Genomic DNA, 13,301 nt, shown 5'->3' on the forward strand with positions numbered 1-13,301 from the left:
GCGGTGGTCGTCAGGCCATTATGCTGGTCGGTGCCGCCGACCATACCGAACTTGAACGGATTGACGCCCAGTTTCTGCGCGAACTGCAACCCCGCTTTGAGCGCCGGGCGGGCATATTCAAAGGGCAGCATCCAGGGCTGCTTGACACTTTGCTGGAAGTTGCCGAGATCCCAGATTTCGAAGTCGGCGAATTCGTCTGTCGGGGAGAGGGTGGAATGCGCCTCGCTCGTCCCCTTCATCTGGGTGACCTCGACCACCGGCTCCCACCGCGCGCGTTCGCGGGCATAGGCCGCTGTCAGCGGCTGGCCGGTAAAGGTCTCGGGCGCGAACATGCGGCCATTGCTGATATTGCCATTATGGGGGATCGCCAGCACCTGGCCACCGGTTTTAACCTCATAGGCCCTCAGATACGCCCAGAGCTTTTCCGGATCCGTGCTGTCGATCCCGGAAAAAGGCACGACCTGCGTGGCCCTGGCCGCGCCGTCGCGAAAGATCACGTTGCGATGCAGATTGTCGCCATTGGGCGTCGACGACCATTCATAGCCGATAAAGGCCGTGAAGTGGCCGGGATTGTTGAAGCGATCGGCGGTCCTTGCAACATCCTGCCATATAGACTGGGTGAATTGGGCAGGAACATTGACCCTTTCATGAAATTGCGTGTAAATCGCCGCCAGCTTCTTGGGATCGCCCGACTGCAGGAATTCGCTCCACTGCCTGCCCGGCTGCCAGTCGACCTTCGCGCTATCGGCCTTGGCGAGTTTGGGCAGTACGCCCAGATATTCGCCATGATCGGACACGACCAGAAAATCGAGGGGGTGGCGGAGCTTGGCGGGCACGCCGCTCGCGGCCACGATCTGCTCACCCATCGCAAATCGAAAAGCTTCCTCCGGCGTGGTCGTCGCCCCGCCCAAGCTGATGGCGTCCATGGAATTGTTGGTGTGAAGATGCGTATTGCCCCAGTAAAGATTCATATCCTCATTGGCGAAGCGTACGGGCGGCGAATAAGGTTGCGACAGTGGTTCGGAGGCGACGGCTGCCGAAACAGCGGCGCCTCCCTTTCCTGTCTCTGCCGTCAGGGCATCTCGTCCACCAAGCAGCAGCCAGCCCGATATAGCGGCGCATGTTGCCCAGGCACCATATCTCACCACCAATTTGCGCGCTGTCATCAGTCTTCGTCCCCTCGGGTCATGTGAGGCATCTATCGCCGGATTAATGGTTGAGTGATTTATAGATCAACCATCTGTTCATCAACGCAGGTCCATGACTTTCCCGCACGAACAAACGTTCATACCATGAACCGGCCGGATGCACGGACTTCAGAGCGGGCCAACTTCGAACCTTTAACCTCCAATTTATTTTATGCGCATCCAGATCTTCGACGCCGGTCAGCCTTGAACAACCCGCGTCACGGCATCAGCCGATAGCCGAGCTTGCTCGCGCTAAACGAGCCGACCCAGAGAGTCTTCCCGACAGGAACGGCAACGGAGACGCCCGAAAATTGCGGATCGGCAGGAGCTCGGTCCAGGAAGGTCACGGCCAGTGTCTCGGGATCCACCGTCTCGACGTGATAGCCATTCATGCAAGGGAAGCCGTTCGCCTTTACGGGGCAGGTATCGGTCCTCGCTCCGGCGGCGACCAGGCGCCCATTCACCCAGTGGATATTATCGGGAAGACCGCCCTTGATCTCGACGCTTCTCAGCTTTTTCGCGGGGTTGGTGGTGGTAAAGGACGTGATGGTGCCGTCTCCGATGACAGTCGCACTCTTGCTGTTGACATAAATCCTCTTGCCGTCGGCCGATACTTCGATGCCGTTATTGCCGACGAGGTCGGTTCCCGCCATGCGTTCGAACGCGGGGCTGCCGATGGTCCATTTGTAAACCGCTCCGGTCAGCTTGGGCACGCCTGTCCACCAATCTTTTATGGTATAGCCCGGATGGTTCATCACCGTCGCGTAAACGGTCCCGTCGGATGCTGCTACAACGGCATTGGCCTCCAGCTTGCCGGCCCAGGGGAGGCACCCGGCCCAGCTCAAAGATGGCTTGCCGCGCGTCGTGTCGATATCGAAGACTTCGATTCTTTCTCCGACGCCTGGGTGGGCTCCGCCGTGATTGACCGCATAAAGAGTCGCGCGTCCGCGTCCACGCTGGTGAAGCGCGATGCCGTGAATTGCCAAATCATCAGGCGCTGGCTGAACCTTGCATTGGTCAAAAGGTGCTCGAGGCCTGGCACCCGCCGGTGCGATCCACCGCGCCCATTTTTTCGTCGTCCCGTCGATAAGGTGAAGCCCGCTTCCAAGACTCATCCCACTTGCGATAATCCAGCGTCCGCCCGGTAGAACCGCGAGATCTTCCGGGCTTTGTATCCCGCATAAGAACTTGAGATTGCCTGAGGAGGGACATGTATCCCCGGTCGGCTTGGCGGCAATGCCGGGCCAAGCCACGCCCATGAGACCGACAAATAATCCGCCCATCAACACCTGAACTTTGTTCATGCAACTCTCCCGTCGATCGCCCGCTTCCGGGGCGCGAATGACTTTCCGTAAAATTGTAGAACAATGCTGCCATAGCCGGGCGGAAGGTCATATCAATCGTGCCGTCACTGGTCGTGTCAAACTAACCGGAACCTGGTTCATCGGACACGAGGCTCCCACCATGATCCGACGGCGTCGACCTCACCATTAATCCCGTTCAGTAGCGGGGTTTCATTCACAGCCAGCATGAGACGCAGTGCTTCCGCGGTCTAGCGAATTAATTGAACGTCGTTTAACCGATTTCCCTTTACTAAAGGAGACGCTGACACCGCCCCATATCTGGACTAGTATTAAGGCATCGGGCCGCCACGGGCTCGCGACAATTGTCATTCACAGGTGGAGCCTCGCGCACCTTAATCGCCAACACGTCATCCGATGCTTACGCCGTGCCGAACCGCGGACGCGAAATCATGCTTCGCGTCACCGTCGCCTTCGGGCAGAAATAAGCGGCTAGCGTCACGCTTCTATGGATCGTGCCATGATCTGATCGGGAAATTGATCGCCGGGAGAATAGAATGCCGTATGTGAAATTGAATGGCGTCTCATTTTATTACAACGATGATAATTTCACTGATCCATGGCGCGATCCAGAGGTGGTTTTCATCCAGCACGGATGGGGTAAAAGCTCGAATTTCTTTTACCATTTTGTGCCGCCGCTGGTCGGGAAGTATCGCGTCCTGCGCCGCGACATGCGTGGCCACGGGCTGTCCGATGATCCGTTGCCGGGATTCGAATGGTCGGTCGATCGGCTGGTCGAAGACATGGCTGAATTTCTCGACGAACTGGGGGTCGACCGGGTCCATTATATCGGCGAGTCCGCCGGGGGCGTCCTGGGCGTGGCCTTCGCCGCTCGATATCCGGACAGAGTAGGCTCCCTTACATTGATCTCGGCGCCGCTATCAGACCCGACCCGTAATTCGGAACGTTATGGCTATAGCGATCTCGCTGGAATGATCGCGACGACACCGATGAACGAGTTCCTTGACATGAACATCAAGGGAAGGGGTGTGGTCCCCACCGGGCCCGCACATGAAAAGTGGTTGCGAGGCGAATGGGGCAAGAACCGCGCCGAGAGCCTGGCCGCGTTCGCGCGGCTGTTCCCCAGTATAGATTTGACACCGATGGTTTCGACCCTCAAAATGCCCACTCTCATTCTCGCCCCGGCAAACAGCAATACCGCGCCGCTTGGCGACCAGCAGAAAATGAACGATCTGATCCCTGATTCCCGCATCAAGGTGATCGAAGGGACCGGCCATGAAATATATTATGAGAAGTTCGACGAATGTATCGCTGCCGTTACGTCCTTTCTGGGATCGGTCGAAAATAGTTCACCTGCCGACGTCTGAGCCTATATCCGGGAGGTAGAGAGCCCTATGTTTCGTCATCGCTGGTACATGGTCGGCCTGCTCGCGACGCTGTATGTCCTGTCCTATATCGATCGGGTCACCATCTCTTTGATGGTGGAGCCCCTCAAATCCGATTTCCACCTGAGTGATACGCAAATGGGGCTGCTCATGGGGCCGTCCTTTGCATTTATCTTTGCGCTGGCGGCGCTGCCCGTGGCGTGGTTGGTCGATCGCGGAAACCGCAAGAGATATCTCGTACTGGGGGTGGCCCTGTGGAGCATCTGCACCACGCTCTCCGGTTTCGCCACCTCGTTTCCCATGCTCTTTGGTTTGCGCATGGGACTCGCAGTCGGAGAAGCCGTGCTGTCGCCCGTGGCGCTGTCGATGATCGGCGATCTGTTCAAGCCAAACGAACGTGCGACACCCAGTGCCGTTTTTCTATCGTCGGCCCCCGTTGGTATCGTACTGGCCTATGTCATAGGCGGCGCAGTCATCCAACTGGCGAGTCAGACTTGGCTGGCCGGCGCGTTAGGGCTGGCGCCGCTGGCTTCCTGGCGCCTTTCGCTGGTGCTGGTGGGTCTTCCCGGCCTGCTTCTCGCGACAATCATCGTTTTCACGACGCGCGAGCCGCCGCGCACCCACGCATCGCCTGCTCCCGATAAAGCGTTGCAGGACCCGGAACGCTTCGGCATTTTCGCTTCACTGCGTGAATCCTTCCATTTTTACGTTCCTGCAGTGTCCGGCCCTGCCCTGCTATATGCTGTCTCGAACGGCGCAGTGGCGTGGTATCCTACCCATCTGATCCGTACCCAAGGGGTCAGCGCGTCCGCCGCAGGCTATATCTTCTCCACCGCACTTGTGATGACAGCGGTCCTGATACTTTCGGTTCCCGTCTTGGCCGAGCGGATTGCCCGTGTCGGGCGCAGGGATTTGTTGCTGTTTATTCCATTGGTGCTGATCCCGATAGGACTGGGCTGTTTCATTCTGGCGCTGTTACAATCCTCCATTCTTTTTGCATCGATCTTCATGGCAGTGGGTTTCAGCATCATTTCTTCGGTTGGCGCATTTCCTCAAGTCGCGTTACCCGTGATCGCACCACCGGCCTTTCGAGGAAGGCTGATGGCCGTTATGGCGTTCGCTAACAATGTCATTGGTCTTGGCTTGGGTGTCTTTCTGGTAGGCTTTCTCGCCGACACAGTCTTCAGCGGACCGGGATCTCTTGGAAGTTCCTTGCTGGCCATCGTCTGTGCGGTAGGACCAGTCGCGTGGCTGCTGTTCTTCCTCGCATGGAAACCATATCACGCCGCTACATCCCGTCAGACGAGCACTGCTGCCACCTGAACGGCATCAGAACGGCTCAACGGTGAAATTAAAATATCGATCACTACAGGCGCAGCCAGAGCGCAGCAGTCGGCTCTTATCGAGTATCCCCTTTGGTTGCCGCTTCAGGCAGAGGGGCGCTCCTCATTGAATGGCCTTTCGATATCGTTGACCATTGCGGGAATTATGAGCGTCAGTCTCGGACCATCATCCGCATCTGGCGCCGCGATGAAGGCTTGTAACAGATTATATGAATAGACCCGTTTGGCCGGTGGGATATCCCTCTCTCGTTCAAAAATCGGCACGCGCCGGGCGGCTGCGGAGCGTCATCATTCGCTCTCTCGGATTTGCCGCAAGATCTCCCATGTCTGGATGGGTCGGGCTGACTAATGATGATTTCTCGAAATTCCGAAGCGCAAACTGCGAAGCGTGCAGGCCCGTCCCGTCACCGCGCATAGGGAGGATGCGCAGTCAGTCCTCCGGCGCGATCGTCACGATCAGCCCGTCGAGCGCATGGCTGAAAGGTATCTGGCAGGACAGACGCGACTGCGCATGGCGGTGATCGCTACTGTCGAGCAGATCATTCTCGTCGTCGGACATGGCCGGCAGGCGGTCCGCATAGGCGGCGTCGACATAGACGTGGCAGGTCGCGCAGGCGCAGCAGCCGCCGCACAGCGCCAGCAGCTCGTCGAAACCATTGTCGCGGATCAACTCCATGACCGACAGGCCATGGTCGCCGATAATCGATTTGCCGACGCCCGAGCGATCGACGATTGTCAGTCTGGCCATTCTCTTCCTCTCATTTGTGGGGGGCGGGTAGCGTGCTCATGTCGATGACGAAGCGATATTTGACATCGCTGCGGTGCAGCCGGTCATAGGCCGCATGGATATCCGCCATGGAGATCAGCTCGATGTCGGCCAAGATATTATGCAGCCCGCAGAAATCGAGCATCTCCTGCGTTTCGGCCATGCCGCCGATCGGTGAGCCGCTGACGCTCTTGCGCCCGCCGATCAGTGAAAAGGCGTTGACGGCGAGCGGTTCTGCCGGCGCGCCGACGAGGCAGAGCGTGCCTTCCCGCCGCAGCAGGGCGAGATAGGCGTCGAGATCATGTTTCGCCGAAATCGTATCCAGGATGAAGTCGAGCCGGCCCGCCTGGGCCGTCATCTGCACCGCGTCGGTCGACAGCACGACGTGATGCGCGCCCAGCGCCAGCGCGTCGTCGACCTTGCCGGGCGAGGTGGTGAAGACCGTGACCTCGGCCCCCATGGCGCGAGCCAGTTTGATCGCGACATGGCCAAGGCCCCCCAGCCCGGTAATGCCGACCTTGGTCCCCTCCCCGACCTTCCAGTGCCGCAACGGCGAATAGGTGGTGATCCCCGCGCATAATAAAGGCGCCGCGCCCGCAGGGTTCAGATTGCCGGGCACGCGCATCATATAATCTTCGTCGCAGACATAATTATTGGAATAGCCGCCGAAGGTCGGCGTCTCGCCATCCCGCTCGAAGCCCGAATAGGTCGGTGTCGGATGCTCCACGCACATATTTTCTAGATCCTGGGTACATGGCTCGCATTGGCGGCAACTGTCGACGATGCAGCCGATCGCGCCGATATCGCCCGGGCGGAATTTGGTGACGGCAGAGCCTACCGACGTCACTTGGCCGACGATCTCATGCCCCGGCACCATGGGATAGACGCTGAAGCCCCAATCATTGTCGACGAAAAACAGGTCCGAATGGCAAATGCCGCAATAGAGAATGTCCATGACGACATCCCTTGGCCCCGGCTCGCGTCGCTCGAAAGTAAAGGGGGTCAGCCGGGCCTTGGCCTCCAGCGCCGCGAAACCATAGGATTGCGTCATGTCATGCTCCTTTCCAAATCAGATCAACTTATAGCCCGCCCGTTTCGCTTTTTGCGCCGAACCGCGCGAAGCTCGCCTGCGCCGTATCGGTGGCGCAAGCGGCCATGAACAGCGCATTGGCGGCCTGATCGGCTGCCGCGCCGATCCGGTGCGCCGCGAAATAGTCTTTCACGGCGGCCACCTGCGCACGGGGCAGCGCCGCCAGTCGCCGCGCCAGCGCGGTGGCTTCCCCCGCCACATCCTGCGCCACCTGATCGGCAAGGCCCATCGCCGCCGCCGCCTGACCGTCCAGCGAGTCGATGCCCCAGCTCAGGCGGCGCGCGGCCGGGCGGCCCACGCGCTGCTCCACCGCGTCCAGCCCCCAGGCCGGAAACAGGCCGATCGGCACTTCGGGCAGGCTCCAGCGGGCATCCGGCGCGGTGATGACGATGTCGCAGGCCGCCGCCAGCGTCAGTCCGCCACCGATCGCAAAGCCATGCACGGCGGCGATCACCGGCCGCGGGAAAGCCGGGATCATCCGCGCCAGACGGCCCGACGCTTCCTCGAAGGCGGATCGCTCCATATCGTCCATGGCGGCAAGACCCGCCAGATCGCTGCCGGCGCAGAAACCCTTGCCCGCCCCGGACAGGATGACCGCGCCGATCGATGGATCATGCCGGGCGGCCTCGAACCAGTCGATGCAATCCTGCACCAGCCGCGCTGACATGGCGTTGCGCGCCGAGGGGCGGTTCAGGCGAAGGTGGCGAATGGCGGGCGCGACCGGATCGGACTCGATGAGAATGTCCGGCCTGTCGCTTTCCTCCATACCGCCCATGCCGATTCTCCGCCTTGTCTTATTCGTTAGCCAATATATCATATGCCATAGTACCAAAAGGAGAGATTTTCATGGGCGCGTCGATCGAAGCCATAAGAGCCGCTTTCGAAGCCGAAACCGATCATGACCGGCCAGTGTTCGCCGCGGATGACGTGCCGACATCCTATAAGGCGATTACGCGCGAATGGCTGGCCGCGGTACTGTGCGGCAATGCGCCCGGCGCGGCGGTCACGGACTTCCGTTTCGATGAGCGCGATGACGGATCGTCCAACCGCCGCCGCATCTTCCTCCATTATAATGAGGCCGGACAAGCGGCGGGCCTGCCCGCGACGGTATTCTGCAAGGCGGCGGAGACGCTCGAAAACCGTATCGTGCTCGGCGTGTCGGATACGGCGCAAGCGGAGGCGGACTTCTACAATCTGGTGCGCCCCCGGCTCGATTTCGAAGCGCTTCGCCCGTTTCGATCCCAACAATTATGCCTATTTCATCATGATGGATGATATGGCGGGGCAGGTGCATTTCCCCGACGAGCGCACCACGCTGACCCGCGTTCAGGCGGAGTCGCTGGTGACGACGCTGTCGGATCTCCATTCGCGCTTCTATGACAGCCCGGAACTCGGGACGGCAGCGCTGCCGTTCAAGCACTGGCCCGACTGGTGGCGCGACATGATGCGCGGCGCGCCCGATTTTCCGGCCTTTTGCGACAAGGGCGTGGCGGCGTCGTCATCGGTGCTGCCCGATCGGCTGGTCCGCCGGCGCACCGAGATATGGGACGCGACCGAAAAATCCGTCGCCCGCCATCTGGACCTGCCCCGCACGCTGATCCACAGCGATGTGCACCTCAAAAACTGGTATATAACCGCCGACGATCGCATGGGGCTGGCCGACTGGCAGTTGACGACGATCGGCCACTGGAGCCGCGATTTCATTTTCTCGACGCTGACCGCGCTTACCGTCGAGCAGCGGCGCGACTGGCTGGAGGATCTCTTGCGCCTCTATCTCGACCTGATGGCGGCAAAGGGCGCGCCGAAGATCGATTTTAACGACGCCTTGCGCAATGTGCGGCAACAGATGTTCACCGCTTTCGCCTTCTGGACCATCACCATGCGCCCGACCGCAGACATGCCCGCGATGCAGCCCGAACATACGACGCTGGAATTCCTGCGTCGCATGGGATCGGCCATCGACGATTATGATTCGCTGGATGCCTTTTAGAGCCGACGTCCTCTCATACCGTCCAGGATCGCGACCGGCGCATTGTCGATGCCGGTCCGGGCGACGCCTGCTCCTGCGCCATGGCGCTTCGCTCCCATGCGTAATTTGCTGGACGTAAGAGGTATGCATGATTACCATATGCTTGCAAGAAAAGCCCGGCAGTTATGGGCACCCGGAATCAGAGGATGGAAATATGGCGACGGAAGTCATCCTGCCAAAGCTTGGATTTTCGATGAACGAAGGCAATCTGGCCGAATGGATGGTGGCCGATGGCGGCCCGGTGAAGGAAGGCGAACCGCTGTTCGCGCTGGAAAGCGACAAGTCGACTCAAGAGGTCGAAGCGCCTGCATCGGGGACGCTGAAAATCCTCAAACCCGCCGGCGAAACCTATGAGGTCGGGACCATCCTAGCAGAGATCGTCTGACGCCAGCAGCCACCCAACAAGGCGCATATCGCCCATATCGACGAACAGGAGGGGCGTGACAGGCGCCGGAACACTATGAAGCGTACTGACAAGGTCATCATCACCTGCGCCATCACCGGGTCGATCCACACACCCACCATGTCGCCGCATCTGCCGATCACGGCGGACCAGATCGCAACGAACGCCATCGAGGCGGCGGAAGCCGGCGCGGCCATGCTGCACCTGCATGCGCGCAATCCAGAAACGGGGCAGCCATCGCAGGACCCAGAACTGTTCCGCGCCTTTTTGCCGCGCATCAAACAGTCGACCGACGCCATTCTCAACATCACGACCGGCGGCGGGCTTGGCATGAGCCTGGACGACCGGCTGGCCCCTGCCAAAATGTTCAAACCCGAAGTCTGTTCGATGAACATGGGGTCGGTTAATTTCAACATCTCGGGCGCGGGCGCCAAGATCACGCAATGGCAGCATGACTGGGAAAAACCCTATCTGGACATGACGAAGGATTTCATCCTGTCCAATACCTTCGCCCAGATCGAAGAAGCGATGACGCAATTGTCGGACCAGGGTACGCGGTTCGAATTTGAATGCTATGACATGGCCCATCTCTATAATCTCGCCCATTTCGTCGACCGCAAGCTGGTCGAGCCGCCCTTCTTCATTCAGGGCGTGTTCGGCATATTGGGCGGCATCGGACCCGATCCTGAAAATGTGATGCACATGAAGACCACCGCCGACCGGCTGTTCGGCGAGGATTTCATTTTTTCGCTGCTCGCGGCGGGCAGGCATCAGATGCGGCTGACGACCTTGTCGGCGCTGCTCGGCGGGTCGGTTCGCGTCGGGCTGGAGGACAGCCTCTATGCGGGCAAGGGGCAGATGGCGACCTCCAACGCGGTTCAGGTCGCCAAGATCCGGCGCATCCTGGAGGAACTGAGTCTGACCGTCGCCACGCCCGAAGATGCGCGGGCGATGATGCAGACCAAGGGCGGCGATAATGTCGCCTTCTGAAACCGGCGCTTCGTCGGCGGTGGCCGAAGGCTTGGCCCTCGCCCGGGGGCTGCCGCTCGACGATAGCGGCCTCATACTGCCGTCTGAATATGCCAATGTCTTTGCCGCGCAGTCGCCCGACAAGATCGCGCTCGTCTTCGGGGCGCACCGCTGGACCTATGCGCAGCTCGATCGCGGCTGCAACGCCGTCGTCACCCTGCTGCGCGACCATGGCATCGGCGTCGGCGGGCGCTTTGCCTATATCGGCAAGAATAGCGATCTATACTTCCTCATGCTGCTTGGCGGCATGCGCGCCGGCGCGGTGATGGTGCCGGTCAACTGGCGCAACACCGCGCCCGAAACAGCCTATGTGCTGGAGGACGGCGATGTCTCGCTGATCGTCGCCGATGCCGAATTTACCGGCCTGCTCGACGAAGCCGATTGCCGGAACCTGCCGCGTCTGGTGGTGGACGATGACGGGCCGCAAGGGCTGCGCCCCCGGATCGCCGCCGCACCCCCGGCCCCGCGCGAACCGCTCGATCCGCATGCACCCTGCCTGCAACTCTACACCAGCGGCACGACCGGCCGGCCCAAGGGCGTCGTCACATCGCAATATAATTTCGGCATTCACCGCCATATCGAAATCATGTCGGGCCATTTCGACGACTGGGGCGATGACGAGATTTTGCTCTCGCCGCTGCCATCCTTTCATATCGGCGGCATGTCGTGGGTCTGCACCGCGCTGGTCCGGGGCGGCACCGCGCATGTGATCGCGGACACCAACCCCGCCGTCATTCTCGACAATTGCCTGGACCATGGCATCACCCGCACCTTCATCGTGCCCACGCTGGTGCGCGCGCTGATCGGCGAGATGGATGCGCGCGGCGTGCGTGCCCCCAGCCTGCGCGGCATCCATTATGGCGCAGCGTCGATGGACCCGGCGCTGCTGGAGCGATCGGTCGACCGGCTCGGCTGCCGCTTCCTGCAATATTATGGCATGACCGAGATTTCGGGCACGATGACCATATTGGGGCCGCACCAGCATGATGCGAGCCATCCCGCGCTGCTGCGTTCGGTCGGGAGCCCCCTGCCCGGCTTCGAGATCGCGATCCGCGATTCACAAGGGGAATTGCTGCCGGTCGATACCCCCGGCGAAATCTGGGTGAAGGGTCCCAGCCTGCTGATCGAATATTGGAAAAAGCCCCAGGCCACCGCCGAGGCGCTGATCGACGGCTGGTATCGGTCGGGCGATGGCGGGCGGCTGAACGCGGAAGGCTATCTGTTCCTGACCGACCGCATCAAGGACATGATCGTTTCGGGCGGCGAGAATGTCTACCCCGCCGAGGTGGAGGCGGTGCTGCGCGATCATCCCGCCATCCTCGATTGCGCCGTGTTCGGCCTGCCCCATCCCAAATGGGGCGAAGGCGTCACCGCCGCGCTGGAAATCCGGCCCGGCCACAGCGTCGACCCGGACGATGTCATCGCCTTCGCGCGCAAATCGCTGGCGGCGTACAAGATTCCCCGGCGGATCGAAACCGGCGTCCCCCTGCCCCGCACCGCATCCGGCAAGGTGCAGCGCGCGCTGATCCGCAAGCATTTCGTGGAACGGGACCAGGGCTGACTCATCGGCCCCGGGCCTTCGTCACCACAGGAGACGACCCCATGTATCTGATCGCCCGACTCGAACTATCCTATGCCGGCGTCCTGGATTTCCTCGCGATCGCGCCCAAGGTCCGGCAAAAGATGGAGGCGCGCGGCTGCACGATGCTGCACGCGATGATCAGCGAGATCGACCGGCTGAACACCGTCACCCACATATGGGAGGTGCCCGACGCCAACAGCTATTTCGCGGCGGTCGAAGCGCTCAAGGCCGACCCCGATTTCCCGGAGATCGTCGCGGCGCTGGCAAGGTCCGTCGTCAACGAAACCCTCTCCTTCGCTTCGGACGCGCCCTATGCGCCGGCGCGTGGCTGACCCGATAACGACGCTATAGGAGGATGCCGATGGGCAGGCTGAACGACAAGGTCGCGATCGTGACCGGCGGATCGCGCGGACTGGGTGGCGGAGCCGCCGATGCGCTGTGCGCGGAGGGCGCGAGCGTCGTCATCGCCGATGTGCTGGACGATGCGGGTCAGGCGCGGGCAAGCGATTTACGGGCGGCCGGACATCGGGCGCGCTATGTCCATCTGGACGTGCGCGAGGCGCAATCCTGGGCCGCGCTGGTCGATGGCGTCATGGCGACCGAGGGCCGGATCGACGGCCTCGTCAACAATGCCGGCATCAACATCCCGATCGATATCGAGGAAGCGACCGTCGAACAGTTCCAGGCGATCCTCGACGTCAATCTGATCGGTCCATTTCTGGGCATCAAGGCCGTGCTGCCCGCCATGCGGAAGGGCGGCGGCGGTTCGATCATCAACGTCGCGTCCAATTCGACCAAGATGGCGCTGCCGACGACCTCGCTCTACGGCGCGAGCAAGGCGGGCATCGCAAACCTCACCAAGACGACGGCGGTGCATTGCGCGCTCAGGGGCGATAATATCCGCGTCAATTCGATCCATCCCGGCGCGCATCTCACCGAAATGCTGGAAAATCCGCAGGTGCAGGCCATGCCGCAAGTGCGCGCGCTGGTCGACGCGATCCCGATGGGGCGGATGGGGCTGCCCGCCGAATTCGGCAAGGTCGTGGTCTTCCTCGCGTCGGAAGATTCCAGCTATATGACCGCGGCGGAGCTGTTCACCGATGGCGGGCTGACCGTCGTGTCCTTCGCCCATCCCGCGCGCGGGTGAGCGGGAAAATGGCGCTTT

At 61.0% G+C, this 13,301-nt stretch carries 14 protein-coding genes; 9 read left to right on the forward strand and 5 right to left on the reverse strand.

The features are described from left to right. Together WG907_RS13530 and WG907_RS13535 are read right to left on the reverse strand one after the other, a co-directional pair. Positions 1–1,166, reverse strand: a 1,166-nt coding sequence (locus WG907_RS13530; RefSeq protein WP_340233549.1) for a DUF3604 domain-containing protein, incomplete at its 3' end; no start/stop codon positions are given. Between the two features lie 239 nt (positions 1,167–1,405). Next, positions 1,406–2,491: an SMP-30/gluconolactonase/LRE family protein gene (locus WG907_RS13535; RefSeq protein WP_340233551.1), complete on the reverse strand. Its 1,086-nt coding sequence runs from the start codon at positions 2,489–2,491 to the stop codon at positions 1,406–1,408. A 563-nt stretch (positions 2,492–3,054) separates the two neighbouring features. On the opposite strand from WG907_RS13535, the gene WG907_RS13540 reads away from it, so the two are divergent. Beyond that, entirely contained in the window at positions 3,055–3,876 is an 822-nt protein-coding gene (locus WG907_RS13540; RefSeq protein WP_340233553.1) for an alpha/beta fold hydrolase, read from the forward strand. 27 nt (positions 3,877–3,903) lie between these two features. After that, complete coding sequence (locus tag WG907_RS13545; RefSeq protein WP_340233555.1) at positions 3,904–5,217, forward strand: MFS transporter; 1,314 nt, start codon at positions 3,904–3,906, stop codon at positions 5,215–5,217. A 450-nt stretch (positions 5,218–5,667) separates the two neighbouring features. Here the strand turns inward: WG907_RS13545 and WG907_RS13550 are convergent, their stop codons facing one another. From WG907_RS13550 to WG907_RS13560, 3 genes are read right to left on the reverse strand one after another with little or no spacing between them, the layout of a single operon-like run. Then, positions 5,668–5,985: a 2Fe-2S iron-sulfur cluster-binding protein gene (locus tag WG907_RS13550; RefSeq protein WP_340233557.1), complete on the reverse strand. Its 318-nt coding sequence runs from the start codon at positions 5,983–5,985 to the stop codon at positions 5,668–5,670. A 10-nt stretch (positions 5,986–5,995) separates the two neighbouring features. Continuing rightward, entirely contained in the window at positions 5,996–7,054 is a 1,059-nt protein-coding gene (locus WG907_RS13555; protein WP_340233559.1) for an NAD(P)-dependent alcohol dehydrogenase, read from the reverse strand. A gap of 28 nt (positions 7,055–7,082) precedes the next feature. Further along, positions 7,083–7,868, reverse strand: coding sequence for an enoyl-CoA hydratase/isomerase family protein (locus WG907_RS13560; RefSeq protein WP_340233561.1), 786 nt, complete (start codon positions 7,866–7,868; stop codon positions 7,083–7,085). 71 nt (positions 7,869–7,939) lie between these two features. Between WG907_RS13560 and WG907_RS13565 the strand changes: the two genes are divergently transcribed. The 7 genes from WG907_RS13565 (at position 7,940) to WG907_RS13595 (ending at position 13,283) form a co-directional block, all read left to right on the forward strand. Next, positions 7,940–8,368: a hypothetical protein gene (locus WG907_RS13565; protein ID WP_340233563.1), complete on the forward strand. Its 429-nt coding sequence runs from the start codon at positions 7,940–7,942 to the stop codon at positions 8,366–8,368. After that, positions 8,358–9,083 (forward strand): aminoglycoside phosphotransferase family protein, encoded by a 726-nt coding sequence (locus WG907_RS13570; protein ID WP_340233565.1) that lies wholly within the window; start codon positions 8,358–8,360, stop codon positions 9,081–9,083. Before WG907_RS13565 ends, WG907_RS13570 begins: the two co-directional genes overlap by 11 nt. A gap of 193 nt (positions 9,084–9,276) precedes the next feature. Beyond that, the gene (locus WG907_RS13575; RefSeq protein WP_340233567.1) at positions 9,277–9,507 is read left to right on the forward strand and encodes a biotin/lipoyl-containing protein; all 231 of its coding nucleotides are present in this window, start codon (positions 9,277–9,279) and stop codon (positions 9,505–9,507) included. 75 nt (positions 9,508–9,582) lie between these two features. Continuing rightward, the gene (kce, locus tag WG907_RS13580; protein ID WP_340233569.1) at positions 9,583–10,515 is read left to right on the forward strand and encodes a 3,5-dioxohexanoate:acetyl-CoA acetone transferase; all 933 of its coding nucleotides are present in this window, start codon (positions 9,583–9,585) and stop codon (positions 10,513–10,515) included. After that, a complete protein-coding gene (locus WG907_RS13585; protein WP_340233571.1) occupies positions 10,502–12,115 on the forward strand; it encodes a class I adenylate-forming enzyme family protein in 1,614 nt (537 codons plus the stop codon). Before kce ends, WG907_RS13585 begins: the two co-directional genes overlap by 14 nt. 41 nt (positions 12,116–12,156) lie before the next feature. Continuing rightward, the gene (locus WG907_RS13590) at positions 12,157–12,468 is read left to right on the forward strand and encodes an NIPSNAP family protein (protein ID WP_340233572.1); all 312 of its coding nucleotides are present in this window, start codon (positions 12,157–12,159) and stop codon (positions 12,466–12,468) included. Between the two features lie 29 nt (positions 12,469–12,497). Beyond that, entirely contained in the window at positions 12,498–13,283 is a 786-nt protein-coding gene (locus tag WG907_RS13595; protein ID WP_340233573.1) for an SDR family oxidoreductase, read from the forward strand. Positions 13,284–13,301 lie beyond the last annotated feature (18 nt).

Source organism: Sphingobium fluminis (assembly GCF_037723805.1).
In the GTDB taxonomy this organism is placed as follows: domain Bacteria; phylum Pseudomonadota; class Alphaproteobacteria; order Sphingomonadales; family Sphingomonadaceae; genus Sphingobium.